This is a genomic window from Stenotrophomonas maltophilia group sp. P373 (assembly GCF_053295075.1).
This window is the reverse complement of record NZ_CM129994.1, coordinates 4130841-4156438: the sequence shown is the minus strand read 5'-3', so window position 1 is coordinate 4156438 and position 25598 is coordinate 4130841. Positions and strand designations below refer to the sequence as shown.

The 25598-nt window shown below is 66.7% G+C and carries 24 protein-coding genes; 14 read left to right on the top strand and 10 right to left on the bottom strand.

The window, feature by feature from the left end; translation table 11 throughout:
- Nucleotides 1–65: 65 nt before the first annotated feature.
- The 4 genes from ACSYHF_RS19295 (at nt 66) to ACSYHF_RS19280 (ending at nt 4614) form a co-directional block, all read left to right on the top strand.
- Nucleotides 66–590 carry a hypothetical protein gene (locus tag ACSYHF_RS19295; protein WP_005420058.1) on the top strand — a complete coding sequence of 175 codons (525 nt, stop codon included), beginning with the start codon at nt 66–68 and terminating at the stop codon, nt 588–590.
- A gap of 52 nt (nt 591–642) precedes the next feature.
- Complete coding sequence (locus tag ACSYHF_RS19290) at nt 643–1215, top strand: hypothetical protein (protein ID WP_240431560.1); 573 nt, start codon at nt 643–645, stop codon at nt 1213–1215.
- A gap of 122 nt (nt 1216–1337) precedes the next feature.
- A complete protein-coding gene (locus ACSYHF_RS19285) occupies nt 1338–3062 on the top strand; it encodes a peptidoglycan-binding protein (protein ID WP_447575942.1) in 1725 nt (574 codons plus the stop codon).
- A 139-nt stretch (nt 3063–3201) separates the two neighbouring features.
- A complete protein-coding gene (locus tag ACSYHF_RS19280; RefSeq protein ID WP_447575941.1) occupies nt 3202–4614 on the top strand; it encodes a TPM domain-containing protein in 1413 nt (470 codons plus the stop codon).
- Between the two features lies 1 nt (nt 4615).
- Here ACSYHF_RS19280 and ACSYHF_RS19275 read toward each other — a convergent pair whose 3' ends face one another.
- Genes ACSYHF_RS19275 through ACSYHF_RS19265 form a run of 3 tightly spaced genes read right to left on the bottom strand, consistent with a single transcriptional unit; the run spans nt 4616 to nt 7262 of the window.
- Nucleotides 4616–5287: a VOC family protein gene (locus tag ACSYHF_RS19275; protein ID WP_262220859.1), complete on the bottom strand. Its 672-nt coding sequence runs from the start codon at nt 5285–5287 to the stop codon at nt 4616–4618.
- 54 nt (nt 5288–5341) lie between these two features.
- Complete coding sequence (locus ACSYHF_RS19270) at nt 5342–6421, bottom strand: alpha/beta hydrolase family protein (protein WP_447575940.1); 1080 nt, start codon at nt 6419–6421, stop codon at nt 5342–5344.
- A 13-nt stretch (nt 6422–6434) separates the two neighbouring features.
- Nucleotides 6435–7262, bottom strand: coding sequence for an AraC family transcriptional regulator (locus ACSYHF_RS19265; RefSeq protein WP_447575939.1), 828 nt, complete (start codon nt 7260–7262; stop codon nt 6435–6437).
- 201 nt (nt 7263–7463) lie between these two features.
- On the opposite strand from ACSYHF_RS19265, the gene ACSYHF_RS19260 reads away from it, so the two are divergent.
- Complete coding sequence (locus ACSYHF_RS19260; RefSeq protein WP_447575938.1) at nt 7464–9866, top strand: TonB-dependent receptor plug domain-containing protein; 2403 nt, start codon at nt 7464–7466, stop codon at nt 9864–9866.
- Nucleotides 9866–11167, top strand: a complete 1302-nt coding sequence (locus ACSYHF_RS19255; RefSeq protein WP_447575937.1) for an aminotransferase class V-fold PLP-dependent enzyme — start codon at nt 9866–9868, stop codon at nt 11165–11167. The genes ACSYHF_RS19260 and ACSYHF_RS19255 overlap by 1 nt, the downstream gene beginning before the upstream one ends.
- 70 nt (nt 11168–11237) lie before the next feature.
- Here ACSYHF_RS19255 and ACSYHF_RS19250 read toward each other — a convergent pair whose 3' ends face one another.
- Genes ACSYHF_RS19250 through ACSYHF_RS19235 form a run of 4 tightly spaced genes read right to left on the bottom strand, consistent with a single transcriptional unit; the run spans nt 11238 to nt 15109 of the window.
- A complete protein-coding gene (locus tag ACSYHF_RS19250; protein ID WP_329845915.1) occupies nt 11238–12752 on the bottom strand; it encodes an aminotransferase-like domain-containing protein in 1515 nt (504 codons plus the stop codon).
- An 8-nt stretch (nt 12753–12760) separates the two neighbouring features.
- A complete protein-coding gene (locus tag ACSYHF_RS19245) occupies nt 12761–13360 on the bottom strand; it encodes a DUF6436 domain-containing protein (protein WP_053497371.1) in 600 nt (199 codons plus the stop codon).
- Nucleotides 13360–13638 (bottom strand): hypothetical protein, encoded by a 279-nt coding sequence (locus ACSYHF_RS19240; protein ID WP_005420041.1) that lies wholly within the window; start codon nt 13636–13638, stop codon nt 13360–13362. Before ACSYHF_RS19240 ends, ACSYHF_RS19245 begins: the two co-directional genes overlap by 1 nt.
- 55 nt (nt 13639–13693) lie before the next feature.
- Entirely contained in the window at nt 13694–15109 is a 1416-nt protein-coding gene (locus ACSYHF_RS19235; RefSeq protein ID WP_447575936.1) for an aminotransferase-like domain-containing protein, read from the bottom strand.
- 183 nt (nt 15110–15292) lie between these two features.
- Between ACSYHF_RS19235 and cyoA the strand changes: the two genes are divergently transcribed.
- Genes cyoA through ACSYHF_RS19210 form a run of 5 tightly spaced genes read left to right on the top strand, consistent with a single transcriptional unit; the run spans nt 15293 to nt 19838 of the window.
- A complete protein-coding gene (cyoA, locus tag ACSYHF_RS19230; RefSeq protein WP_134735147.1) occupies nt 15293–16198 on the top strand; it encodes a ubiquinol oxidase subunit II in 906 nt (301 codons plus the stop codon).
- A gap of 5 nt (nt 16199–16203) precedes the next feature.
- Nucleotides 16204–18180 (top strand): cytochrome o ubiquinol oxidase subunit I, encoded by a 1977-nt coding sequence (gene cyoB, locus ACSYHF_RS19225; RefSeq protein ID WP_065197203.1) that lies wholly within the window; start codon nt 16204–16206, stop codon nt 18178–18180.
- Nucleotides 18177–18812, top strand: a complete 636-nt coding sequence (gene cyoC, locus ACSYHF_RS19220) for a cytochrome o ubiquinol oxidase subunit III (RefSeq protein WP_005420033.1) — start codon at nt 18177–18179, stop codon at nt 18810–18812. Before cyoB ends, cyoC begins: the two co-directional genes overlap by 4 nt.
- A 1-nt stretch (nt 18813) precedes the next feature.
- Nucleotides 18814–19146, top strand: coding sequence for a cytochrome o ubiquinol oxidase subunit IV (gene cyoD / locus ACSYHF_RS19215; RefSeq protein WP_005420031.1), 333 nt, complete (start codon nt 18814–18816; stop codon nt 19144–19146).
- A gap of 11 nt (nt 19147–19157) precedes the next feature.
- Nucleotides 19158–19838, top strand: coding sequence for an SCO family protein (locus ACSYHF_RS19210; RefSeq protein WP_005420028.1), 681 nt, complete (start codon nt 19158–19160; stop codon nt 19836–19838).
- A 144-nt stretch (nt 19839–19982) separates the two neighbouring features.
- Here the strand turns inward: ACSYHF_RS19210 and ACSYHF_RS19205 are convergent, their stop codons facing one another.
- Both ACSYHF_RS19205 and ACSYHF_RS19200 read right to left on the bottom strand, forming a co-directional pair.
- Complete coding sequence (locus ACSYHF_RS19205) at nt 19983–20561, bottom strand: DNA breaking-rejoining protein (protein WP_447575935.1); 579 nt, start codon at nt 20559–20561, stop codon at nt 19983–19985.
- Nucleotides 20561–22327 carry a S8 family serine peptidase gene (locus ACSYHF_RS19200; protein WP_111129573.1) on the bottom strand — a complete coding sequence of 589 codons (1767 nt, stop codon included), beginning with the start codon at nt 22325–22327 and terminating at the stop codon, nt 20561–20563. Before ACSYHF_RS19200 ends, ACSYHF_RS19205 begins: the two co-directional genes overlap by 1 nt.
- A 251-nt stretch (nt 22328–22578) precedes the next feature.
- Here ACSYHF_RS19200 and ACSYHF_RS19195 point away from each other — a divergent pair, with 251 nt between their 5' ends.
- From ACSYHF_RS19195 to ACSYHF_RS19185, 3 genes are all read left to right on the top strand, one after another.
- Nucleotides 22579–22989, top strand: coding sequence for a hypothetical protein (locus ACSYHF_RS19195; RefSeq protein ID WP_005420017.1), 411 nt, complete (start codon nt 22579–22581; stop codon nt 22987–22989).
- 108 nt (nt 22990–23097) lie between these two features.
- Nucleotides 23098–23538: a DUF2231 domain-containing protein gene (locus tag ACSYHF_RS19190; protein ID WP_111129571.1), complete on the top strand. Its 441-nt coding sequence runs from the start codon at nt 23098–23100 to the stop codon at nt 23536–23538.
- A complete protein-coding gene (locus ACSYHF_RS19185; RefSeq protein WP_447575934.1) occupies nt 23531–24841 on the top strand; it encodes a PQQ-dependent sugar dehydrogenase in 1311 nt (436 codons plus the stop codon). Before ACSYHF_RS19190 ends, ACSYHF_RS19185 begins: the two co-directional genes overlap by 8 nt.
- 87 nt (nt 24842–24928) lie before the next feature.
- Here the strand turns inward: ACSYHF_RS19185 and ACSYHF_RS19180 are convergent, their stop codons facing one another.
- The gene (locus ACSYHF_RS19180; RefSeq protein ID WP_049444347.1) at nt 24929–25591 is read right to left on the bottom strand and encodes an exopolysaccharide biosynthesis protein; all 663 of its coding nucleotides are present in this window, start codon (nt 25589–25591) and stop codon (nt 24929–24931) included.
- Nucleotides 25592–25598: the final 7 nt, after the last annotated feature.

Here is a 25598-nt window from a genome sequence, read left to right as displayed (position 1 = left end):
ATGGCTATCCTTGCCTCCCTACCGCGCCGGAACCGCGCGCGACCGCCCGGAATCAGGAGGATCCCGTGAACCAGCTCCGCCCCGTTGCCCTGCTTGCGCTTGCCCTGGGGCTTGCGCTGTCCGGCTGCAAGCCTGCGCCCCAGGCAGCCCCCGCTGACGCCGCCGTACCGGCTCCGACCAGCACGGCCACCGCCACGACGCCGGCCACGCCGGTTGCCGCGGCCCCGGCAGAGGCTTCTGCCAGCTGCCCCCATCCGGTCTTCGACGACTTCCTCAAGCATTTCGGCAACGAGATCGCGCTGCAGGAAACGTCCACTGCCGATCCGCTGCTGGACAGCCACATCGACAGCGAAGCCGAGCCGGAGCCACGCAAGGTGGAGGAGAAGGTGCCGCTTGCCAAGGTCGAATGGCCGGTGATGCCGGACCCGGCCACGCTGCAGCGCCAGGGCCGCGAGATGCAGGTCACCCGCCTGCCCGATGGCCAGGTACAGGTGCAGATGCGCACTCCCGATACCAGTGACCAGCAGATCTACACCTTTGCCCAGAAGCCGTGCTGGCAACTGGTCAAGCGTGAGGACGAATCGATCTGATCCCTGAGCGACCGCCTGCGAGCGGTCGTGTGATTCACCCAAGGAGCCCCGCATGCGTCTGTCTCCCGTTGCCCCCGTACTGGCCCTGATGCTTGCTGCCTGCAGCGGCCCTGACGCGGCTGCACCGGCGGCCCCTGCTTCCACTGACCCGGCAGCGACGCCGGCCGCGCCTGCGGCTGCCGTTGCGGACCATCCCACCTCTCTTACGCGCGACGAGACCGGCATGCATATCGATTGCCAAGGCACCCGCCTGCACCTGGCGGCCCAGCCCACCCAAGACACGGACGCTTCCCGGCTGACCACGCTGGAAATCGAAAAGGACGGCGCACGCCAGGCCATTGCTGCGCCCAAGGAGATGGACGGCTATACCGCCGTTGGCCTGGCCTGCGTGCAGGACCGCAGCGGTACGCCGTACTTCGTCGTGCAGTACGGTGAACTGCCGTTCGGCTGCAGCTTCTGCGAGTGGTACTACCTGTACGACGCCAGTGGCCGCCAGTTGACCCACAGCACACCGCCGCTGCGCGGCGCGGAAGGCGAGGAGCAGGAGCCCAACAACGACGAGTACGAGAAGTTGATCGACTCGCTCGGCATCAAGCACCCGGAGGTGAACTACATCGAAGACTGAGCGCAGCGGCAGGACGTCGCACGCGCGCTGTGAACGCAGCACTGCAGTACCGCAGTACCAGAAGTACCAGGAGCAGTACCCCTTAAGGAAATTCCCTTTTTCATAGAATGGATAGCACAGACATGGCAGACATCTACCAGGACATGGTCCAGCCCCGCGGGGCGGCCTACAGCAGTGACCGCATCAAATCGTGGAGCCACTACCGCGAGCCGATCGACCAGAGCGACGGCCGCCTGCATGGCAACTCCCGCCGGTGGGGCGATGCGCCCCCGGAAGTACAGTCACGGGTGATCGACACGATCATCGAGTCGGCGCGCGAGAAGGGACTGACCCCACGCGAAACGGCGCACGTACTGGCCATCGCCCGCGTTGAATCGGGTTTCAACCCCGATGCCGCCGCTGGCACCACCTCGGCCTCGGGCCTGGGCCAGTTCATCGACAAGACCGGCAACCACTACCACCTCAACAACCGCAACCGCTTCGACGTCGGCGCACAGTCCGATGCACTGGTTGACCATTACATCGATAACCGCACGCTGGCGCACAAGCGCGGCCAGGGTGAGGAGTACATCTACAAGTACCATCACGACGGCCCGACCCGCGATTACGGCGGCCTCACCCTGTCTGAAAGGAAGGTGATGCCGTACGTGGACAAGTACGAGCGGTTCGTGGAGCAGCGTCTGGGACTGACCCACGGCCAGTCCCAGGGCAGCCACGCGGCCCCCGCCGTAGCTGCGGCCACGCACGCGCAGGCCAAGCCGGCAGCGGCGCATGCCGAAGGCCAGACCCGCAACTTCGAGCAGACGATGCAGGTGATGCTGCCCCCGCAGAACGGGGTCAAGCCGCACATTACCGGTGAGTTCGGCGAACACCGCGCGCACAAGCCGCACGGTGGCACCGACTTCAACTATGTCGGCGGCCAGCACGGCCGTAATCTGCAGCACCCGACCGTCAACGCGCCGATCTCCGGAACGGTGACGTTCGTCGGTGGCGACTACGGTACGGTGAAGATCAGGGATGCACAGGGCAACTCGCACGAGATCCTGCACCTGCAGTCGACCCAGGTGAAGGAAGGCCAGCCGATCAAGGCGGGTGAGCCGATCGGTACCATGGGCGGCCGTGGCCCGGGCGGTGCGGGTCAGTATGCCCAGCACGTGCATTACCAGTTGAAGGATCCGCACGGTAAGCTGATCAGCCCGCAGGACTTCTGGGACCACGGCAAGCTGAAGGAAACCGGCAAGGGTGGCCATTCGCATGACGCCGACCACAACGGTGTGCTGCGCCAGGGGGCCAAGGGCGAGGAAGTGACTGCGCTGCAGAAGGAACTCAACCGCCTGGGCGTGCGCGACGGCCAAGGCAATCCGCTGAGCGAGGACGGCAAGTTCGGTGCCAATACCAGGGACGCACTGATCGCCTACCAGAAGCAGCACGGGCTCTCCGCCGACGGCGTGGCGGGTCCGGCGACGCTGGGCAAGCTGGCCGAAGGCCGCAGCCATGCCGAGGCGGCGCCGAAGGGGCCGCAGCTGGGCGACAAGGCGCATCCGGATACGCCGCTGCACAATGCGATCCGTGGCCACATGCCGGGCATGATCTCCAACGAGATGAGCGCGCATGTGACCGCCCAGGCCAAGGCCGCCGGCATCGATTCGCCGGAAAAGCTGCAGGGCGTCACCGTGCAGGATGGCAAGGCCTTCGTCGTGGGCACCGTTCCCGGCTTCCGTACTGCGGTGGACATGACCCAGGCGGCACCGAGCCTGCAGGAGACCAGCGCTGCAATGCTGGCCAAGCATGAGCCTTCGCAGCAACACGTGCAGGACGAGCAGCAGCGGGTGGCCATGGGCCGTTGACCGCTGCGTGTGAAGAAGTGTGTGGTAAAGGAGGCCGGCCGGGGTAATCCGGCCGGCTTTTCCGTTCATGGGGCAAGGACATACACGGATGCCGTTTCGCATGATGCACAGCACCGCCATTGCAAGGCACGGCGTCCACATGAGCCGGGTGCTGCCGTGGCGCAACGCATGGCAGTGGGTAGGGCTGGCACTGCTGCTCTGCCTGCTGCCGCTGCCAGTGCTGGCGGCGGCCCCGATTCCGGCACTGGACGACCCGGTGGTGGACACCGCCAACGCACTGTCCGCCAGCACCCGCGCCACGCTGCGCGAGCAGGCATTGCAGCTGCAGGCACGCAAAGGCGCGCAACTGCAGGTGCTGGTGGTGCCCAGTGTTGGCGATGACGGCATCGAAGCCTATGCACAGCGTGTCTTCGACCAGTGGCAGCTGGGCCGCGCCGGTGTCGATGACGGGGTGTTGCTGCTGGTGGCGGTGCAGGACAGGCGCGTACGCATCCAGACCGGCTATGGCCTGGAAGGCACCATTCCCGATGCCTATGCCGCGCGCATCATCGACAAGGCGATCGTGCCGCGCCTGCGCGAAGGAGACCTGGACCAGGGCGTGCTGGACGGCAGCAGGGTGCTGGTGGCGCTGATCGATGGCGAGCCGCTGCCGCCCGAGCAGGATTCATCCGCACGCAACCTGTTGCCAGCGGATTGGCGTACAGGGGATTCGGTCGTTGCCCTGACGTTGCTGGTGGGGTTCCTGGCCGGTCTGTGGCGATCACCGCCACGCCTGCTGGCCACCAGGACCGAGGCCGAGTTCAGCGGTAAGCGCCGTGAGCGGCGGCGCAAGGCACTGGCAGCCAATGCGGCAATGCCCAGGCCGAATTGGCCGACATTGCCTGCCTGGGGCAGACCGTTGCTGGTAACGGCAGTGATGGCCGCTGGGTTGGTTTCGGCGACGCTGCTGCTGCCGCGGCATGTGCTGCCTGCGCTGTTCTTCGTGCTGTTACCGGCCGTACCGGTGGCGGCGCTGCTGGGGTGGTGCTGGCGTCGCAGCCGTGGTGTGCGCATCGTGCTGTCCGGCATGTTGGCCGTCAGTATCGGTTTCTTCATGGTGATGCTGGTCCGTGGTCAGTTGCCGCCCAGCCTTGCCCTGCACACGTTGCTGAACCTGGCGGTCGCCATTGCCGCCATGCTGGTGTTCTTCCTGGTGCAGGCCGGCCGCGCGCGCTGGCGGAAGAACCGCAACAGCTTCGCCGTGCGCCTGGTGGTGCTGGTGCTGTTGACCGGCGGCTATGCGCTGGGCGCGCTGCTGGCCATCGACCAGGCCAGCGACGAGAACGCACGCGTGTTGGCGACGATCGTGTCCTGCGCAAGCACGCTGTTCCTGTACTTCATCTGGGTGTTCACCCTGCTGCCCGGCGAAAAAGCACGCAGCGGACAAAGGTCGTCCCAAGGCTACCGTTCCTCGTCCAGCACCTCGTCGTCGAGTTCGTCCTCGAGCAGTTCCGGCGGCTGGTCCGGTGGCGGTGGTCGCAGCGGCGGCGGCGGCGCTTCGGGCAGCTGGTAGCTCAGGCCGCCCACACCCGCCAGCCCAGCGCCGCATCGCGCAGCTCGCCGCTGCCGCTCACATCACCCATCTGCAGCTGCACGCCCTGCGCATTGGGCAGGTCTTTCTGCTCGGGGAACCAACGACGGTCGGCGGCGACGATGATCAGCAGGCCCTCGTCGTCGCCCACCGGTGCGAACTGCGGCGAAGGCGGGCTGATCGGCTGCAGGCCGAAGCGCTGGCTGCACTGTTCGCGCACCGCATCGACATCGTGGCTGGGCAGGCCAACCTCGCTCAGGCAGGTCAGCTCGCTGCCATGGAAAGCGCCTGCGCGCGTGCTGACTGGCAGACGGCGCCGGCCGATCAACTCGAGGATCAGGCCGTCGGGACCGGTGAAGTACACCGACTGCGACTGCCAGCTGCTCTCCAGCGCAAAGTAATCCAGGCCCTCAGGATTACGTTGCAGCGGGGTACGTTCGCGCAACCAGGCCATCGCCTCGCTGAAGCGGTTGTCCGGTACGTTGAAGGCCAGGTGCACGCCACCGATGGGGTGATCACCCGCCGCCTGCAGTTCGATCGTGCTCCAGCCGATGTGCACATGGTTGCCGACCACGCGCTGCTGCAGCACATCGTGGAAATACGCGGCGACGGTGGCGACGTCGGACACCGGCAGGGTGAGGTGAAGCAGGCGCATGACCGATTCTCCATGGACGCGCTCACTGTAACGCTGGGGCCTGCCCGGCGGCCACTAGCGCAGTGAATGGTTGAAGAATCGTATTGCTGCGTCCACTGCCTGCGCGTGGGTCTGCGCCTTCGGCACCGACGTCCTGCACAGGTCCTGCAGCCGCCGCTGTCCGGTCGGGGTGCATGCGGCGAGGAAATCGTAATGGCCGACACCGGGCAGCGCCTGCAGTGCAGCGCCCGCAATCACCGCACGCGCAGCCTCGCCATTGCTCTGCGGTGGCGCAACCGTGTCAGCCTCGCCCAGTACGATCGACACGGGCTGTTCCAGCGAGGAGAGCTGCTCGGGCGCAAAGGCCTGCACGATTGCCGGTGCCAGCAGGAACACCGCGCGCACGCCGGGAATGGCGCGCGCGTCGTTGGCGTGGGACATCCACGGCGACAGCTCGGGCGACGCCGCAGCGGCAACACGCGCCTCCATCGTGTGCGTGGCCGCTTCCTGCTGGGGCCGGCAGACGCCGTCATCCGGATGCGCCGTGCAGAAGGCCAGCAGTCGCTGCAGGTCCGGTCGCGCACCGGCCGCCACCAGTGCGGTGTAGCCGCCGGCCGAGAATCCGGCGACCCCCAGGCGCTCAGGATCGACATGCGGGCCCAGCACCGGATCGGCCTGCACAGCCGCCAGTGCGGCACGCAGGTCATCGGCGCGCAGCCAGGTCAGTACGCTGCCGGGCAGGGTCATGCTGTCAACGCCGTTGTTGCCTGGATGATCCACCGCAATCACCAGATATCCGGCCCGCGCCAGCGCCGTGCCCAGCCAACCCATCATGCGCGCGCTGCCGCCGTTGCCATGGGAGAGCAGCAAGGTCGGCAGGCGATCACCGGCGACCGGCGCATCCTTGGACGACCGGCCGACCTCGAACAGCGGCGCGTCGGGTGGACCGATGGTCAGCACGGTCTCCCGGCTGCCTGCAGGTGCCGGATACCAGACCGTGTAGCGCAAGGCGTCGCGGCGCTCTGCGTCGCGCACGGCGGCGCTGGCCAGCGTCGTTGTGCCGTGGCGCTCGCCGGCCACCCCGCTTTCGCGAGCGGCGCCGGTGCTTGTGAACGCCATCAGCATCGCTCCCAGCACAGCAGCGGTCATGTGCATCTTCAACTCCTTGTCAGTGGGGACGGTCGTCGACGGGCAGCCAGATTTCCACGCCGCCCTGGCCGGTGTGCTCGTCGAACCGGGCGTCGTAGCGCTCCAGATCCGGCGCATCGGCGAGGCTCAGGTTGGAAGCAGGAAGATAATGATCCAGCAACCAGAACCAGGTCGAGCGGATGGCCGAGATGTGCCCGCTGTGCCAGGCCACCAGGTAGCGGCGCGCCGGGATGTCCACGCGTTGCCAGTGCGCAGGCACGCTCGGCACCGTGCTTGCCGGCAGTGCCGCGATGTAATCGAAGCCACCCTTGTCATCACTGTTGCAGCACACGCCGAAGCTGATCGGCGCCGGCATCGGCCATTCGCGGTTGAGTTGCGCCCACTGGCCGGGAATCGCGCCGCCACTGTCGCGGGTATGCCGCACGCCGATGCCGGCCACCTGGAACGCGGGCGTCTCGAGCAGGCGGGGGGCTTCAATGCAGGCGGACGGGGCCTCGTCCATGCGGATCGCCTGCACCAGCGCCAGCCCATCGGTGCCCTGTTCGCGTACGCGCTCCGGCGTCTGTCCGAACTGTTCGCTGAAGACACGCGTGAAGGCGGCATGGGTGGTATAGCCGGCACCCAGCGCCACCTGCAGGATGTCGCCGGCGCCGTTGGCCAACTGCTGCGCGGCAGCGCTCAGGCGGCGCCCGCGCAGGTAGCGCACCACCGAGGTGCCGGTGCGGGCCTGGAACAGGCGCGACAGATGGAATGGCGACAGGCCCGCCGCAGCGGCAATGTCGGCCAGCGCCAGTGGCCGGTCCGCGTGGGTTTCGATGTACCACAACGCCTTGCCTGTCGCGCTCATCCTGCCGTTCCTTGAATCCAATGCTGGGCACAGTAGCGGATCGGCAGGCGCGGCGTTTAGCAGTTCTTGCGCCTGTGCGGACTCAAGCTGTCGCAGTGACGTCATGCCTCCTTCACACATCGCGCCGAGACTGCGCGCCTTGTCCAGGCCTGTTGTGTGTGCACAGGTGCTGGCCCTGTCGCGTCCTCCCGGAGCCCTGCCGTGCATCGTTCGAAGCTTTCGCGTTCCATCCTCCTTGCCCTTTGCATGGCCAGCGCAGGAGGCGCGATCGCAGCGGAGGCCGATGCGGTAGATGCCGCCGGCGGCAGCCGCGCCGCGCCCACCCAGCTCGACGCGATGCTGGTCACCGGTACGCGCGCGTCCAACCGCACCCAGTTCGAAACGCTGGCGCCGGTGGATGTGTTCAGCAAGGAAGACATCAGGTCCGTTGAATCCACCGACCTGAAGGACGTGCTGGCGCAGCTGGTGCCATCGTTCGTGGTGCAGCGCCTGCCGATGGCGGACGGCCAGGTGTTCGTGCGTCCGGCCACGCTGCGTGGCCTGTCGCCGGACCAGACCCTGGTGCTGGTCAACGGTCGCCGCTTCCATCGCAGCGCGCTGCTCGGCAACCGCGGTGCGCAGGCCGCTGATCTGGCACAGATTCCCACCAGTGCGATCAAGCGCATCGAGGTGCTGCGTGATGGTGCGTCGGCGCAGTACGGCTCGGACGCCATCGCCGGTGTCATCAACATCATCCTCGAGGATGGCCCGGGTAGCGAGATCACCGCCGGCTATTCGCAGTACGCGCAGGGCGACGGTGCCTCGCGCGACTTCAGTGCGCGCACCGGCTGGTCGCTGGGCGACTATGGCAGCCTGGTGCTGTTCGCCGAATCGTCCAACTCCGACGCTACCTCGCGCACGCGCCAGCGCCCGGACGCGATCGCCTTCCAGGCTGCACATCCGGAACTGGACGTGCCCAATCCGGTGCAGCGCTGGGGCCAGCCGGAGCTGGAAAGCCGCCGCGTCGGCTTCAACGTGAAGGCCAATGCCAGCGAGACGCTGGAGTTCTATGCCTTCGGCCTGTACAGCCACAGCGATGGCGTCAGTGATTTCAACTGGCGCAATCCGGACACTACCACCGGTGCGTACCGCACCACCGCCATCTTCCCGGGCTGGAACCTGCGCTCGCTGTATCCGGTCGGCTTCAGCCCGCAGTACGGCAACGTCCAGAACGACCTGCAGCTGGTCGGTGGCCTGCGCGGCGAGATCACGCCCAAGCTGCGCTGGGATGTCAGCGCCTCGTATGGCCGCAACGCCATCGACTACAGCTTGAAGAACTCGATCAATGCCTCGCTCGGCCCGGCCAGCCCGACCGCGTTCGATCTTGGCCGCCTGACCCAGACCGAGAAGAACGCCAACGCAGACTTCAACTACGAGTGGGACGTGGCCGCGCTGTCCCAGCCGGTCAACGTCGCCTTCGGTGGCGAGTTCCGCCAGGAGACCTACCAGGTGCGTGCCGGCGACCCGGCCTCGTACGCGGTGGGTCCGGGCGCTGCGGCGGGCCTGGAGGCCAATTCCAATGGCGCGCCCGGCTTCTCGGCCAGCCAGGCCGGGCAGTGGAGCCAGCGCAGCAAGGCCGCCTACGTGGACATGGAACTACCGCTGGGCGAGCGCTGGAGCATCGGTGCAGCCGGCCGCTACGAGGACTTCTCCAGCTTCGGCAGCACGCTGGACGGCAAGCTCTCGGCGCGCTTCGCGATCACCCCGGACGTAGCCCTGCGCGGTACCGTGTCCAGCGGCTTCCGTGCGCCGACGCCGGCGCAGCTCAATACCACCAGCACCACCCAGGGGTTGGATACGCGCACGCTGCAGATCTTCACCAGTGGCCGTCTGTCGCCGAACGATCCGCTGGCGCAGCTGCTCGGCGCCAGGCCGCTGAAGCCGGAACAATCGCGTACCGCGTCGCTGGGCCTGACCTGGCGCACCGACCTGGGCCTGTCCGGCTCGGTGGATGTCTACCAGATCAAGCTCAGCGACCGCTTCAGCCAGTCGGCCAGTTTCGCCATTCCGGCCGGTACGCCCAATCCGCTGGGCTATACCTCGGTGAACTATTTCACCAACGACTTCGATACCACCACTACCGGCGTGGACGTGGTCGGCAACTACCTGCGCGATCTCGGCGCAGGCCGCATGACGCTGACCCTGGCCTACAACTACAACCGCACCCGCGTGGACAACGGCAGCACCTCGGTGGCCACCAACGAGACCCAGCGCGTGCTGTTCGAGGATCGCCTGCCCGAGCACAAGGGCAGCCTGACCGGAAGCTGGGACATCGGCGCCTGGTCGCTGATGGCACGCATGCGCTACTACGGCGCCTGGACCGATTCCAGCGGCAATGCAGTGGGCGATATCTACCAGCGCTTCGGCGCGATGAGCTTCCTCGACCTGGCCGTCGGCTATCGCATCAACGAACATCACAGCCTGCGTGTGGGTGCCGACAACGTATTCGACCGCTATCCGGACGAAGCCACCTTCCAGGCCAGTCGCGGCCTGGTCTACTCGCGCAACGCGCCGTACGACACCGACGGCGCCAACCTGTACGCACAGTACCGGCTGAGCTTCTGATGGACCCGGCCCGCCGCTCCCTGTTGCGTGCCGGCACCTTGCTGCCGGCCGCAGCCGCACTTTCTTCACTGCCGGCCATGGCTGCCACGCGTTACGCTGCGTCCATGCAGATTCCCGCAACGACCGTGGCGCCGGACGTGCTGGCCCGCGATGAAAACTACTGGGCCGCCGTGGCCAGCCACTTCGATGTCACCGACGAAGTGAACCATCTGGAGAACGGCTACTGGGGCGCGATGGGCCGCCAGACGCTGGCCAGCTACCAGCGCCACACCGCGGAAGTGAACCGAGGCAATGCCTGGTATGGCCGCCGTGAGTTCCCGGCGCAGTACATGGCGGTGCAGCGGCAGGTGGCCGAACTGCTGGGCGTGGGCGCCGACGAGATCGCACTGACCCGCGGTGCCACCGAGGCGATGCTGGCGCTGATCGGCGGCTACAACCGCCTGCAGCCCGGCGACCAGGTGCTGTACGCCGATATCGACTACGACAGCATGATCGGCGCGATGCGCTGGCTGCAGCAGCGCCGCGGCGTGCAGGCCGAGCGCATCGCGCTGCCGGCAGTGCCCGACCATACGCAGATCCTGCAGGCCTACGAGGCCACGTTCGCGCGGCTGCCTCGCCTGAAACTGGTGCTGCTGACCCAGGTCAGCCATCGCCATGGACTGGTGCTGCCGGTGGCCGAAATCGCCGAACGTGCGCGCGCACGCGGCATCGACGTGATCGTTGATGCCGCACACGGGTTTGGCCAGATCGACTACGCGGTGCCGCAGCTCAAGGCCGATTTCGTTGGCATCAACCTGCACAAGTGGATCGGTGCGCCGGTCGGCGTCGGCGCGATGTATGTGCGCAAGGGCCGCGTTGCGGACCTGGACCCGTACATGGGCGAGACCGACGATGGCCGCGTGGGCAGCCGTGTGCACACCGGCACGGTCAACTTCGCCGCTTACCTGGCGCTGCCGGAAGCGATCGCGCTGCACCAGCGCATCGGCGCGGCCAACAAGCAGGCGCGCCTGCGCTACCTGCGCGAGCGCTGGACCGTCCCTGCGCGGCAGATGGCGCATGTCGAAGTGCTGTCGTCGCCTGATCCGGCGCTGGCCAGCGCATTGGCCAGCTTCCGCCTGCGCGGGCGCACCAGCGTGGCTGACAACATCGCGCTTCAGAAGCGCCTGCTGGACGAGCATCGCGTGTTCACCACGCATCGTGACGGGTTGGACTCCGGCGCCTGCGTGCGGGTGACGCCCTCGGTGTTCACCCGGCCAGCGCAGATGGATGTGCTGGTACAGGCGCTGGTGGCATTGGGGTAGTGCCGGCCGCTGGCCGGCAACCTCATGATCCGTGCACGCCGTTGCCGGCCAGCGGCCGGCACTACCAGGGCTACCGCTCGATCGCCGGCAGCGCGTCCGACAACAACAACCGGTCAATCCGCCGCAACGCGCTCTCCAGCTGCCGTCGGTCCGCCGCCAGCCCCAACGACAGCCGCACGCCGTGCTGATGCTGCACCCCGGGCGGACAGAACGCCGACGAAGGAGCGATGGCCAGCCCCTGCAGCTGTGCGGTACGCACCAGGGTGGCGTCGGTCCACGGCGCTGGTACCCGGCACCAGGCATGCAGGCCTTCCGCGCGCTGCAGCAGCGATGGCGCCAGCAGGTAGCGCGCCATGCGCATGCGCTCGCGTGCCTCGGTGCGCACCTGGGCCAGCAGTGACTGCGCCGAACCATCCAGCAGCAGCTGGCTGGCCAACGCCGAGACCAGCGGATGACCCATCAACCGCGTCGCTCGCAATGCAGCCGTCATCGACTCGGCGTGCGCAGCGCTTGGGCACTGCACGAACGCAGTGCGCAGGCCGGGGCTGATCACCTTCGACAGCGTCGCCACGTAGAACACATGGCGCGGTGCCAGCGCCGCCAGCGGTGTCGGTGCATCCTCGGCGAGGTGCCAGTAAGGATCGTCTTCGATCGCCAGCAGGCCTTCCCTCTCCAGAACACGCGCCAGCGCTTCGCGCCGCTGCAGCGGCAGGGTCAGCGCGGTCGGGTTCTGGCAGGTGGGGTTGAGATAGACCAACCGCGCGCCGCTTTCGCGTGCCAGCCGGGCCAGCGCATCGGGGCACATGCCGTGTTCGTCGCAGTCCACCGGCAACAGCCGCCGGCCAAGCGCCGCTGCGGCCTGCAGCAGGCCCGGATAGACCAGCGCATCGCAGAGGATCGCATCACCGTCGCGGCCCTGGCTGACCAGGATCGCGGCAAGCGCCACCTGCGCGCCTTCGGTCAGCAACAGGCTGGCATCCTCCACCGCGCCCAGCATCGGTTGCAGCCAGCGCGCTGCCGCGTGGCGGTCGGTCGGGTTGCCGCCGCCCAGGTGGTAGGTCATCAGGTTCGGCGCATTGCTGCGCGCAAGCACGGCGGCGGCACCGCGGCGCAGGGTTTCGGCCAGCGCATCGGCATCGGGCACCGGCGGCACGTTCATGCTCAGGTCCACCACCTGGTCGAAGCCGGCCTTGGGTGGTGCGATGAAACTGCCTTGTGGCCCGCGCGCCTCGATCAGGCCGCGCTTGCGCGCTTCATCGAATGCCCGCGTTACCGTGGTCAGGTCGACGCCGAGCTGCTGCGCCAACGCGCGCTGCGAGGGCAGGCGTTGCCCCGGTGCAAGACCACCGCGACGCACCGTGCGTTCCAGCGAATTGACGATGCGCAGGTAGATCGGCCCGTTGTGCGCGAGCACGTCCTGCACCCATTCGCGGGCTGCGACATCCGGTCGCGGCATGTACGGAGCATGTCGGGGCGTATCGTTGCTTCCAACGGCGGGAGCCTGTCCATAACCATCGGTCGGTTCGGACAGGTGACCGCCGTTGTTGTTTGCGGCGGCCACGCCACCCAGAGCCAGTGATGTCATTGCGCTCCTCAGCGCTTGGCCTGCCACGGGCAGTAACAGCCCACGGCAAGCAGTCCTTTCGGGCGCACGGATTCGCCGCGCACCAGTCTGTCCAGCAGCGGTTCGACGAAACTGTTGGCCGAGTTGCAGACCATGCCGATGCTGTACGGCCCGGCGTAGGCCAGATGGCCCTGCCGGTCCCAGATCGCCACGGCAGGGCTGGCCGGAATGTGCTCGATGCCATCGATGGTCGGCAGGTTGATCACCTTGTTGCGCAGCGGCTCGGGCAGTTCGCCCTGCGTGCCAGGGCGACGGATCGCGTAGAAGTCGATGCCGGCGCGGCGGTACATGCTGATCAGGTAGCTCAGGTGCGCACCGGTCTCGCGGTTGCACACGCCGCAGGCCGGGTCCCAGAAATGCACCACGCGGATGCGGCCGGTATTACCGGCCAGATCGGCCGGCAGGCGCAGCTGCGAGTCGTCGAAGACGATGGCCTGTTCGGTGAACGTGGACTGCGCGCTGTAGCCGAAGTACTGCCACAGCGCCGCCGCCACGCCGGCCATGAACAGGCAGGCGAGGGCGATCATCGTCGGCAGCAACCAGCGGCGACGCGGCGCGGCTGCGCCCATCAGGACGCGTCCCCGCCGAACTTGTGTACGTACTGCTTGCGCATCTCGCGGCAGGAATCGGCCTGCGCCCGGCGCTGGATCTCGCTACGCGACGGATCCTCGCTGCGCTGCACGCATTGCTCGATGGCGTGGCGTTCGGCGGCCTGCACATCCACGGTCTGCGGCTGCAGGCAGACCCAGGCCAGCGCGGCCAGCATCAGCACCACAAAGCCACCGCAGCCGGCCATCACCAGGTGGAATTTCAGTTTCTCCGCGCGCATCGAGGCACGTCCCTTCATCCATACATTGCATACAAAATATCATCTTGTATGGATATGGCACCATGCGTCCGGTTCAGACGATGGCGTTGTGCCGGGCCTCGGGGGCTTCAGACAGGATTTCATTCAGCTTGGCCAGCGCCCCGGCGAGCGCACCCTGGTCAACCGCGCCGCCCAGTGACAGGCGGATCGCGTTGCCCGGAGGCGGTTCTTCCACGCTGAAGGCGTCGGAACTGGCGATGCCCAGCCCCTGTTCCTGCGCGGCCTGGATCAGCCGGTACTGGTCCAGCCGTGGCGGCAGCGGCAGCCACACATGCAGGCCGGCCGGATGGGCCTGGGCACGGGACGGCAAGTACTGCGCAGCAATCGCCTGGCGCTCGCGCAGCTCCTGCTGGAAGCGCTGCACCATGTCCTGGGCCTTGCCGCTGCGGATCCACTGCGAGGCCACCGCCACCATCGACTGGGTCGGCATCAGCGCGATCGCACGCAGGGCGTCCAGCACCGGTTCCATCGGTTCGCCGGCCGGCACCACCAGGTAGGCGGTGCGCAGGCCCGGTGCCAGGCACTTGGACAGGGTGGAGATGTAATACACCGGGCAGCCAGCGTCGCGGTGGGCGGCCAGCGGCGGTGCGGCGTCCCCGGCCAGCAACCAGTAGGGATCGTCTTCGATCACGGTCAGAGCGTGGCGCTTGGCGACCGCCAACAGGGCCTGCCGGCGTTGTGCCGACATCGTTGCCGAGGTCGGGTTCTGGATGGTCGGTACCAGGTACAGCAGGCGCGGGCGGCGCAGCTGGCAGGCTTCTTCCAGCGCATCGGGCAGCATGCCTTCGGCGTCCATCGCCACCGGCACCACACCCCGTTGCAGCACGCGCGCGGCGGCCAGCAGGCCCGGGTAGGTCAGCTGCTCGGCGGCGATCAGCTCGCCCGGCTGGGTGCAGGCCAGGATCAGTGCACACAGCGCGGTCTGCGCACCGGGACAGATCACCACCTGGTCGGCGCCCACCGTGCCCAGCATCGGCGCCAGCCACTGCACCGCGGCGGCGCGGTCCTCGCGGGTACCGGCGCCGACGTGGTAGCTCATCAGTTCGCCCTGGCCCAGCTGCTGGCCCACGTGCTGGAAACCGGCCTCCATGCCCTGCGCGAACGGCGCACTGCCCAGCAGCGGCGGGATGTTCATGCTCAGGTCCACCGAGGTGCTGCGGTTGCCTGCCGACAGCGCGATGAAGGTGCCGCCGGCGCCCTGCGCGTCGAGCAGGCCGGCCTGGCGCAGCTCGGCGAACGCCCGGGTAACCGTGGTCAGGTCCACGCCCACCTGCTGGGCCAGGTCGCGCTGCGGCGGCAGGCGGTCGCCCGGGCGCAGCACGCCGTCATCCACCGCCTCGCGCACCTGCTGGGCAATCTGCAGGTACAGCGGGCCGGCGCCCTCGCGGAAGGGGCGAACCCAGGTGCGATTGGGGTGTTTCAGGCGGCGGCCGGCGGCAGGTGGCGTCATCGGTCAGGTTTTTCCATACGTGCAGGTGCACAAGTCCATACAATGATGTATTTTGTATGGGCTTGATTGGAGTTGTTCGCCTTCTTGTAGGCAACCTCGTACCCACAGTGTAGCCGCTCCACGCCCGGGCGCTGCGCGCAGGCGAGCCGGTCAAGCGCGCTTCTTCAACAGGGTTGACCTCCAATGAATATCTGCTGGAACCGCATCCGCCTGGCGCTGGTCGCCCTGGCCTGCGTCGGCCTGTCGGGCTGTGACTGGGTGCTGCTGGATTCGAAGGGCATGGTCGGGCTCGCCCAGCGCGACCTGATCCTGATCTGCATCGGCCTGATGCTGATCGTGGTGATACCGGCCATTGTGCTGACCTTCGTATTCGCCTGGCGCTTCCGCGCCGGCAACACCCAAGCGAAATACACGCCGGACTGGTCGCACTCCACCAAGGTGGAAATCGTGGTCTGGGGCGTGCCGCTGCTGATCATTGCCGGCCTGGCAGTGATCGTGTGGAAGTCGACCCACGAACTGGACCCGTACAAGCCGCTGGACGTGGCCGGTGAACCGCTGCACGTGGACGTGATCGCCACGGACTGGAAGTGGGTGTTCGTATACCCGGACCTGGGCATCGCCACGGTCAACCAGCTCAACTTCCCGGCCAACCGCCCGCTGGCGTTCAACATCACTTCCAACTCGACGATGAATACCTTCTTCATCCCGCAGCTGGGCGGGCAGATCTACGCGATGGCGGGCATGCGCACGCAGCTGCACCTGATCGCCAACGAGCCTGGCCAGTTCCGTGGCATGTCCGGCAACTACAGCGGGCATGGCTTCTCGAACATGAAGTTCATCGCCACCGCCAGCAGCAACGAAGAATTCGATCGCTGGGTAGCTGAGGTGCGCAGCGCGCCGGACGCGCTCAGCTTCGCACAGTTCAAGGCGCTGGCCGCGCCGTCGAAGAACGCACCGGTGCGGCACTTCTCCAGTGTTGAACCGTTGCTGTTCAAGAAGGTCATCGACCAGTTCATCGGCGTCGGTGAGAACACCGCTGCGGCTACCCCGGCGGGCGCTGCCGGCGGTGCCCAGGTTTCCCAGGAGTAACGAACATGTTGGGTAAATTGACGTGGGAGGCCGTGCCGCTGCACGAGCCGATCGTCGTGGTCACCTTGGTGGCGATGGTGCTGGGTGGCCTCGCGCTGCTTGGCGCAGTGACGTACTTCAAGCTGTGGGGCCCGCTGTGGCGTGACTGGTTCACCACCGTGGACCACAAGAAGATCGGCATCATGTACGTGGTGGTGGCGCTGGTCATGCTGGTGCGTGGCTTCGCCGACGCGCTGATGATGCGCGCGCAGCTGGCCGCGGCCGGGCCGGGCAGTGACGGCTTCCTGCCACCGGAGCACTACGACCAGATCTTCACCGCACACGGCGTGATCATGATCTTCTTCGTGGCCACCCCGTTCGTGGTTGGCCTGATGAACATCATCGTGCCGCTGCAGATCGGCGCACGCGACATGGCGTTCCCGTTCCTCAACGCCTTCAGCTTCTGGATCTTCGTGGTCGGCGCCGCGCTGATGATGATCTCGCTCGGCGTTGGCGAGTTCGCCATGACCGGCTGGGTCGCCTATCCGCCGCTGTCGGGCATCGAGTTCAGTCCAGGCGTCGGTGTCGACTACTACATCTGGGCGTTGCAGGCTTCGGGGATCGGCACCTTGCTGACCGGCGTCAACCTGTTCATCACCATCCTGCGCATGCGTGCGCCGGGCATGACCCTGATGAAGATGCCGGTGTTCACCTGGACCGTGCTGGTCACCAGCGTGATCATCATCGCCGCCTTCCCGATCCTGACCGTCGCGCTGGGCGCGCTCACCCTGGACCGCTACCTGGACTTCAACTTCTACACCAACACGCTGGGTGGCAACCCGATGATGTACGTGAACCTGGTGTGGGCCTGGGGCCATCCGGAGGTGTACATCCTGGTGCTGCCGGCGTTCGGCATCTTCTCTGAAGTCACCGCCACGTTCGCGCGCAAGAAGCTGTTCGGCTACAAGTCGATGGTCGGTGCAACGCTGGCGATCGGAATCCTGTCGTTCATCGTCTGGTTGCACCACTTCTTCACCATGGGTTCCGGTGCCAGCGTCAACGCCTTCTTCGGCATCATGACGATGATCATCGCCATTCCCACCGGCGTGAAGATCTTTACCTGGCTGTTCACCATGTACGGTGGCCGCGTTGAGTTCAGTGTGCCGATGCTGTGGACCATTGCCTTCCTGGTCACCTTCACCATCGGTGGCATGACCGGCGTGCTGCTGGCCATTCCGGGCGCGGACTTCCTGCTGCACAACAGCCTGTTCCTGGTCGCGCACTTCCACAACACCATCATCGGTGGTGCGCTGTTCGGCTACCTGGCCGGCTTCGCCTACTGGTTCCCGAAGGTGTTCGGCTTCACCCTCAACGAGCGCCTGGGCAAATGGTCGTTCGCCTGCTGGGTGATCGGCTTCTACCTGGCCTTCATGCCGCTGTACATGCTGGGCTTCATGGGCATGACCCGCCGCATGAACCAGTACGACAACCCGGCGTGGACGCCGTACCTGATCGCCGCCTTCATCGGGGCGCTGTTCGTGTTCGCGGGCATCATCCTGATGCTGGTGCAGATCTACGTGAGTGTGCGCGACCGCAAGCGCAACCTGGACCTGACCGGCGACCCGTGGAACGCACGCACGCTGGAATGGGCCACGCCGTCGCCGCCGCCGTTCTACAACTTCGCCGTGGTGCCCAAGGCCGACGAGCTGGACGCCTTCCATGAAGCGAAGAAGCGCGGCCTGCCGCCGCCGCCGAAGAAGTACGCACCGATCCACATGCCGAAGAACACCGGCGTACCGGTGATCCTCAACATCTGGATCCTGGTGCTGTGCTTCGCCCTGGTCTGGCACATCTGGTGGATGGCCGCGGCCAGCTTCATCGCGATGATCGTCACCCTGATCGTGCGGTCCTACGACGAGGACGTGGACTACTACGTCAGTTCCGAAGAGGTGGCGCGCACTGAAGCGGCCAACCTTGCCAAGCTGAAGGAGGTACGCGCATGAACCTGTTGACCCGCCCCGAGCTGGCCAGCGACACGCAGGCGCACGAGGACCACCACGAGCACGACCACAGCCACGAGCAGGGCGGCATGAAGGTGTTCGGCATGTGGGTCTACCTCATGTCCGACCTGGTGCTGTTCGGTTCGCTGTTCGCCTCGTATGCGGTGCTCAGCACCGCCTATGCCGGCGGCCCCACCGGCAAGGAGCTGTTCTCGTTGCCGTTCGTGATGGCCGAGACCTTCCTGCTGCTGGTGTCCAGCATCACCTACGGCCAGGCCGTGCTGGCGATGCATCGCCACGATGCGTCGGCGGTGCTGCGCTGGCTGGGCGTGACCTTCGTGCTCGGTGCCTCGTTCATCGGCATGGAAATCTACGAGTTCTCGCACCTGATCCACGAAGGCGCAGGCCCGAGCACCAGTGCCTACCTGTCGGCGTTCTTTGCGCTGGTCGCCACCCACGGCCTGCACGTCGCCAGCGGCCTGATCTGGATGGCGGTGGTCATGCACCAGGTCTACCGCCGTGGCCTGACCCCGACCAACATCACCCGCGTTTCGTGCCTGAGCCTGTTCTGGCACTTCCTGGACCTGGTGTGGATCTGCGTCTTCACCTTCGTCTACCTGATCGGAGCCTTCTGACATGGCCCACGTCGAAACCTCGCGCGCCGGCAATGCGCACGGCTCCACCAAGTCCTACCTGATCGGTTTCGTGCTGTGCGCGCTGCTGACCGTGGTGCCGTTCGCGCTGGTGATGAACCCGGTGCTGTCGCGGCCGCTCACGCTGTTCCTGCTGGTCGGCTTGGCGGTGGCACAGATCCTGGTGCAGCTGGTCTATTTCCTGCACATGGACCGCAAGTCCGAAGGCGGGTGGAACCTGGCCAGCTTCGTGTTCACCCTGGTGATCCTGTTCATCGTCGTCGCGCTGTCGGTCTGGATCATCTGGAGCATGCACTACCACATGATGATCAACTGAGCCTGCGAACCGTGAAAGGCATTACGTTCCCCCATCGTGGCCTGCGGCTGGCCGCAGGCCTGCTGCTCGGCCTGCTGGCCGGCTGCAGTGCGCAGTCGCGCATGGACTTCTATTCCAAGGACATTGCCTGCGAAGAACTTGGCCAACAGTGGTCGATGCCCGACAGCCACGGCACCGTGCGTGGCCCGAAGGACCTGCAGGGCCAGGTGACCTATCTGTTCTTCGGCTTCACCAGCTGCCCGGACGTGTGCCCGACCACCATGGTCGAGCTGAGCCAGGTCAAGCACCTGATGGGCAGGGATGCCGACCAGCTGCAGGTGGTGTTCGTCAGCGTCGACCCGGCGCGTGATACGCCGGAGGTTGCGCGCACCTATGTGGAAGCCTTCGATCCCAAGGCAATCGCGCTGGTCGGCAACGAAGCACAGCTGGCGGCGATGGCCAGTGACTTCAAGGCGTTCTACGAAAAAGAGCCCGGCCAGGTGCCGGAGACCTACACCATGAGCCACATCGCCGGTGGCTACGTGTTCGACCGCAAGGGCCGCCTGCGCCTGTTCGCGCCGTACGGCATGCCGGTGGACAAGCTGTTCTCCGACGTGCAGCGCCTGCTGCTCGAACCCGGCCACCCGGCCGCCGGCAACGACGCACTGGCCAGCTGCCACCTCAAGCACAGCGGCACACTCGCCGCCCGCTGACGCCACCTCTACCGCGGTGGGTGCCGACCTTGGTCGACACGTGATGCATGAGTCCGGTGGGTGCCGACCGTTGGTCGGCACACCCTGACATCAATCCCCCGGCCGGCCAGGAGAGCCAACCGGCCAGGGGCACCACTCAACGCCTTACTTGGTCTCTTCCCACTGCACCACGTCCGGCTCGGTCGCGCGGATACCGGCGGTGGACAGCAGCCTGGTGGTCGCATCCAGCGCCGCGTTCACCGACGGGTACTCCACGATGGCCTGGCCTGAAGCCTTGGAGACCTTCACCACGGTACCGCCAGTGGCGGCGGCTGCGCGCTGGGCCGAGGCTGCATCGGTGAAGAACACCTTGACCCGCGACGTCGCCACCACCGGCGCGCCGTCACGGGAGACCGCCGCCGCGAACTTGCCGGCACCGGCATCAGCAGGTGCCGCCGCTGCGCCATCCAGCGAACGCCTGGTACGCGGGCTGGTGGTCGCCGCCGCCTGCGGGGTGATCGTGAACTGGCCGCCGCTGGCCTGCTTCACCGTGGCCGAGGGGGACAGCTGGAAACGCGTGCCGCCTACATCGAACGCGCGGCCGGTAGCGGACGCCTTCAGTTCCTGCACATCCACGGTCGACAGGGTCCTGGCCGGAGGAGTCTGCCCCGAGCTCTGTGCCCAGGCAGGGGAGGTCATCGCCGCGAGGGCGAGCGTGCTCAACAGAATGGTGGTCTTCATCATCAGTGCCCCAGAACGCGGATCTTGAAGAATTCGAGGTTGCCGCGCGAAGCTGCGGTCGCGGCCTGCCCCATGTCGGTCACTTCCAGCGTCCAGGTGCCGCTGGCATTCTCATCCAGGAAGGCATTGCTGGACAGCAGGTCCCAGCTGGTGAAATTGCTCTGCGCGCCACCCGTGCCCGAACCGATCGCGGTGAACGCCGGTTGCACCACGCTGCGGGTGCCGCTGGGCGACACCAGCACGAACTGCAGCTGGCGCGTGTTGCGGTGGTTGACCCGGAATCCCAGCTGCACGCTTTCGATGTTGCGCGCGCCGTTGGCCAACTGGAAGGTCAGGCGTGCGGCGGCGGCCGAGGTATTGCCGATGGCCACGGTACGCGTGGTGGTGCGCCAGCCGCTGTCGACCAGCGCACCGAGCGACTGGAAGTTCTCGGCCACCTGCACTGCACGTGCAGCGTTGACCACGCCGAAGCCATACCAGTTGCTGTAGGCACGGCCGGCGGCATTCACCGTCCAGCCCGGCACCAGCGTGCGCCCGTCGGCCAGCGTCACCGCCGGCTGGTTCGGGTGGTTGCGCGTGGCGGTGGTGGCCAGGATGTACTTCACATCGCGATAGGACAGGTTCGGATTGGCTTCCAGCACCAGTGCCGCCACGCCCGATACCATCGGCGCCGACGCCGAGGTGCCGTTCATCTTGGCGGTGTAGTTGCAGGTGCTGTCGATGGCCGACAGGTTGCTGTCCAGGGTGTTCTGGCGGTTGGTGTTCTTGTTGCTGCCCTGCGCGCACCCGGTCACGTCGGTGGTGACGATGGCCGGGTCGTACGCGCGTGCCACCAGGCCGGGCGCGTACTGCGCCTGCAGGCCGTACTCACCACCAAAGGCCGAAACCCACAGGGCCGAGCCGGTGGAGGAGTAAGACGAGCGCACGCCATCGGCGCGCACCGCGCCCACGGTGATCACGTTGAACAGGTTGTTGCGCGGATCACGGCCGGCCGGCACGCAGCCGGTGTTGCGGTTCTTGGTGTCGGTGGTGCAGACATCCTGGGTCTGGCTGATGGAGGCATTGTTGAAGTTGTTGCCGGCCGACTTCACGTAGATGCCGCCGCGGCCACCGCGCGTGCCCGACAGTGCCTGCTCGTACGAACGAATCGTGTTTTCGCTGTACGCCAGCGGCAGGTTCGGATTGCCCGGGCCGGCGCCCCAGCTGTTGTTGAACACCTGCACGTCGACCGATTCCGCGCCGTCCCACCAGGCGTACTCAATGTTGCTCTGCTGGTTGCCCAGGGCCGAGCGCGAAATCGGGTTGAAGCCCTTCAACGTCGCCGCCGGGGCTACGCCGCGCACGCCCAGGTTGTTGGCGCCCACCGCACCGGCGATACCGCCGACCATGGTGCCGTGGTTGTCGACATCGGGATTGGTCGGGGTGGGGTTGTTCGAGCCATTGGTGAAGTTCTTGCCGGCTACAGCGGCCACGTTGGCCGCCAGGTCCGGGTGCGCGATCTGCAGGCCGTCGTCGACGATGGCGATGGTGACGCCCTGGCCACGGATGCCATTGCGGAACAGGCCATCCACGTTCAGGTCGTTGCCTGCCACCGGCAGTGTGTCAGCCGGGACCGTCTGCCCGGTGTTGAGCAGGTGCCACTGTATCCCCGCCAGTGGATCGGCCTGTTGGGCCTGGGCGGTGACGGCCAGGCTGCCCAGTGCCAAGGCAGTGGCGAGAGCCAGGCGCGCGGAGCGCGGTGGCGCGGTGCGTTGCGTGTGTCGCTTCATACACGAATCCTTCTGTTGTGAATCGGCATGGCAGGACGGCGGGGCGGAACTGCCCCATCGCAACGAGCCAAACGCGACACAACGAAGAACCCCCTACCTCTTCACACCCGCAATGTGCGAATGTGCCAATTGCGTCACAAACGCTTAGTACGTCAAGTTATGACAGGTCACGCGAATACCTTCACGCCATCTTCGCGCGCTTGCTTCGAGGTACGGGAAACGTGGGTAATCACATACAAGTGAAGTCACACATGAAGAACGCACGCCAGCGTGCCCGTGCGCGCGCGGACCAGACTCCGCTCTCGGTTGCCGCCATCCGCAAGGTGGTGCTGTCCGTGCATACGCGCAGCCACGACTATGGCGACGATGCCGATATTGCCGAGTTGCTGCCCGAGCTGGCAGCCTTCGGCATCACCACGGTGAAACCGCTGCGCCTGTTGATGAAGAAGCATCGTCGCGCGCTGCTGCAGGAGGAACGGATCGTCATGCGTCGCGCAGAGACGCTGCATCTGCGCACCGAGTGGCGGCCCGGTGGCATAGACGTGCATGCCAACACCAGCCGCTACGCCATCGGCGGCCTGGTCCGCACCAGCATGGAACACGAATTCGGCTTCGAGACGATGCTGCCCTTCCACGAGGTGCGCGAGGACGAATCCACTTAGCGCGGTGCCTGCGCGGAGGGTGTGGCAGCCCCGCCGGGGCATCATCGCGCGTCCTCACATCGCGCTGTGCTACTACAGCCCGTGCACCCTTCCGCACGGAGCACGATGATGGTCAATCCGCTCGCCCAGGCCCATCGCGGCCTCGGCACCACGCTGTTCAGCCTGTTGAACCCGATACCTTTCGGCTTCTTCGTCGGCGCACTGATCTTCGACGCGATCTATCTCAACAGCGCCGAGGTGATGTGGGGCAAGGCCGCTGCCTGGCTGATCACCTTCGGCCTGCTGATCGCCATCGTGCCGCGCCTGATCAACCTCTTCGCGGTCTGGCGCCGCAACGGTACCGCCACCCGCATCGACCGCATCGACTTCTTCCTCAACCTGGTCGCGGTGGTGCTGGCCATCTGGAACGCCTTCGTGCACAGCCGCGACGCGTACGCCGTTGCGGTGCCGGGCGCGATCCTGTCGGCGTTGACCGTGGCCCTGATTGCCCTGGGCCTGATCCTGCTGTCACTGCAGCCGCCGGTGCTGCAGGGAGGTCGTCATGGCTAAGCACATCCTGCCCACCGTGGGCGCCCTGGCGCTGGCCGTGATGCTGTCGGCCTGCGCCGGCAAGGCTGAATACCATCCCGCCGACCAGTCGGGCCCGCAGCCGCCGCTGCCCAAGCCGGCCAACTTCCTGATGCCGCCGATGCAGGTGCCCAAGGGCGTCGGCTGGGCTGATGGGCAGACCCCCACGGTGGCCGAGGGCCTGAAGATCGAGCGCATCGCCGCCAACCTGCAGCATCCGCGGCGCCTGCTGACCCTGCCCAATGGCGATGTACTGGTGGTGGAAGGCAACGGCCCCGGCGAAGAACCGGTCACCACGCCCAAGCAGTGGATTGCCGGCAAGGTCAAAGCGCGCTCGGGCAAGGCCGGCAAGGGCGGGAACCGGGTCACCCTGCTGCGCCGCACGCCGGGAACGAACACGTGGACCCAGCATGTCTACATCGAGGGCCTGCATTCGCCGTTCGGCATCCAGCTGATCGGCGACACGCTGTACGTGGCCAACACCGGCAACATCATGCAGTACCACTACGTGCCCGGCGAAACCCGCATGTCGGACAAGGGCCGCGAGTTCACCGACCTGCCCAGCACCATCAACCACCACTGGACCAAGGAACTGCTGGCCAGCCGCGATGGCAGCAAGCTGTACGTGGGCGTCGGCTCCAACAGCAACATTACTGAAAATGGCCTGGCCGTCGAATACCGCCGCGCGGTCGTGCTGGAGGTGGACGTAGCCACCCGTGGCAGCCGCATCTTTGCGTCGGGCATCCGCAACCCGACCGGGCTGGACTGGGAGCCGAGCACTGGCCAGCTGTGGGCCGTGGCCAACGAGCGTGATGAGATCGGTGCCGATCTGGTGCCGGATTACCTCACCTCGGTGAAGGAAGATGGCTTCTACGGGTGGCCCTACAGCTACTATGGGCAGCACGTGGACGAGCGCGTGCAGCCGCAGCGGCCGGACCTGGTGGCCAAGGCAATCGTGCCGGACTACGCCATCGGCTCCCACGTGGCACCGCTGGGCCTGCTGTTCTACACCGGCCAGGCGCTGCCGGCGCAGTACCACGGCGGTGCCTTCATCGGCGAGCACGGCAGCTGGGACCGTTCACCGCTGAGCGGCTACGAAGTGGTCTACGTACCGTTCAAGGACGGCAAGCCGACCGGGCGCCCGCAGACCGTGGTGAGCGGCTTTGCCTCAAAGGACGAGAAGACCCTGATGGGCGCACCGGTGGGCATGGCCATGGACGCCGAAGGCGCGCTGCTGGTGGCCGACGACGTGGGCGACGTGGTGTGGCGGGTGTCGGCCAGGTAGTTCTGTAGAGCCGAGCCATGCTCGGCTTACGCGCGCAGCGCGGGGTTTCGCGTACAGGTCGAAGAGCAGCCGAGCATGGGCTCGGCTCTACAGCTCCGCAGTACTGCTGCGGAACCCGCTGAACACCGATTCCGCAGCAAACCCCACGCCGCCCAGCAGCACGCCGAAATACACCACTGTGGCCACCACGAAGCCATAACCGGCCGCCACCGCCGCGCCATCGCGCTGGATGAAACCGATGGCGAAGGACATCAGCGCCAGCGCCGGCAGCGTGTTGCTGAAGGGTATCGGCCCGGCCGGCGCCATCAACAGCAGGGTCGCGAACACCAGCATCAGGTTGTTCAGGCGCATCATCTTCTTCGAGCGCACCATCACCGCCAGCCGCATCGGCCGCGACAGCCGCTCCATGCGGTGCACCCATTTCAGCGCACGGCCGAGGTTGGCCTTCAGCTTGTCGGTGGCGATCTCGCGGCGGGCCAGCTTCTGTGGCACCCACAGCGGGCGGTTGCGCACCCGGCTCAGGCCGATCAGCAGGATCGAGGCGCCAAACACCGTACTCAGCCCGGGAATCGACACCGGAATGATGAAGATGGCCGAGAGCAGGATCACGATCAGCAGCAGGCCCTCATCGCCCAGCGCGCTGAGCAGGGTGCCGACGCTCACCTGGTCGCCGGGCAGCTCGTCGATCATCTGCTCGATCTGCTGGGCCAGGGGCGCGCTGTCATTGGTTTCAGGGGCACGGTAGGTCATGCGTCGC

Bases quoted from the DNA above. Each gene is read 5' to 3' on its own strand.
- ACSYHF_RS19290 (WP_240431560.1), top strand. From the start codon at position 643: ATGCGTCTGTCTCCCGTTGCCCCCGTACTGGCCCTGATGCTTGCTGCC.
- ACSYHF_RS19285 (WP_447575942.1), top strand. From the start codon at position 1,338: ATGGCAGACATCTACCAGGACATGGTCCAGCCCCGCGGGGCGGCCTAC.
- ACSYHF_RS19280 (WP_447575941.1), top strand. From the start codon at position 3,202: ATGAGCCGGGTGCTGCCGTGGCGCAACGCATGGCAGTGGGTAGGGCTG.
- ACSYHF_RS19275 (WP_262220859.1), bottom strand. From the start codon at position 5,287: ATGCGCCTGCTTCACCTCACCCTGCCGGTGTCCGACGTCGCCACCGTC.
- ACSYHF_RS19270 (WP_447575940.1), bottom strand. From the start codon at position 6,421: ATGCACATGACCGCTGCTGTGCTGGGAGCGATGCTGATGGCGTTCACA.
- ACSYHF_RS19265 (WP_447575939.1), bottom strand. From the start codon at position 7,262: ATGAGCGCGACAGGCAAGGCGTTGTGGTACATCGAAACCCACGCGGAC.
- ACSYHF_RS19255 (WP_447575937.1), top strand. From the start codon at position 9,866: ATGGACCCGGCCCGCCGCTCCCTGTTGCGTGCCGGCACCTTGCTGCCG.
- ACSYHF_RS19250 (WP_329845915.1), bottom strand. From the start codon at position 12,752: ATGACATCACTGGCTCTGGGTGGCGTGGCCGCCGCAAACAACAACGGC.
- ACSYHF_RS19245 (WP_053497371.1), bottom strand. From the start codon at position 13,360: ATGGGCGCAGCCGCGCCGCGTCGCCGCTGGTTGCTGCCGACGATGATC.
- ACSYHF_RS19240 (WP_005420041.1), bottom strand. From the start codon at position 13,638: ATGAAGGGACGTGCCTCGATGCGCGCGGAGAAACTGAAATTCCACCTG.
- ACSYHF_RS19235 (WP_447575936.1), bottom strand. From the start codon at position 15,109: ATGACGCCACCTGCCGCCGGCCGCCGCCTGAAACACCCCAATCGCACC.
- cyoA (WP_134735147.1), top strand. From the start codon at position 15,293: ATGAATATCTGCTGGAACCGCATCCGCCTGGCGCTGGTCGCCCTGGCC.
- cyoB (WP_065197203.1), top strand. From the start codon at position 16,204: ATGTTGGGTAAATTGACGTGGGAGGCCGTGCCGCTGCACGAGCCGATC.
- cyoC (WP_005420033.1), top strand. From the start codon at position 18,177: ATGAACCTGTTGACCCGCCCCGAGCTGGCCAGCGACACGCAGGCGCAC.
- cyoD (WP_005420031.1), top strand. From the start codon at position 18,814: ATGGCCCACGTCGAAACCTCGCGCGCCGGCAATGCGCACGGCTCCACC.
- ACSYHF_RS19205 (WP_447575935.1), bottom strand. From the start codon at position 20,561: ATGATGAAGACCACCATTCTGTTGAGCACGCTCGCCCTCGCGGCGATG.
- ACSYHF_RS19200 (WP_111129573.1), bottom strand. From the start codon at position 22,327: ATGAAGCGACACACGCAACGCACCGCGCCACCGCGCTCCGCGCGCCTG.
- ACSYHF_RS19195 (WP_005420017.1), top strand. From the start codon at position 22,579: ATGAAGAACGCACGCCAGCGTGCCCGTGCGCGCGCGGACCAGACTCCG.
- ACSYHF_RS19190 (WP_111129571.1), top strand. From the start codon at position 23,098: ATGGTCAATCCGCTCGCCCAGGCCCATCGCGGCCTCGGCACCACGCTG.
- ACSYHF_RS19185 (WP_447575934.1), top strand. From the start codon at position 23,531: ATGGCTAAGCACATCCTGCCCACCGTGGGCGCCCTGGCGCTGGCCGTG.
- ACSYHF_RS19180 (WP_049444347.1), bottom strand. From the start codon at position 25,591: ATGACCTACCGTGCCCCTGAAACCAATGACAGCGCGCCCCTGGCCCAG.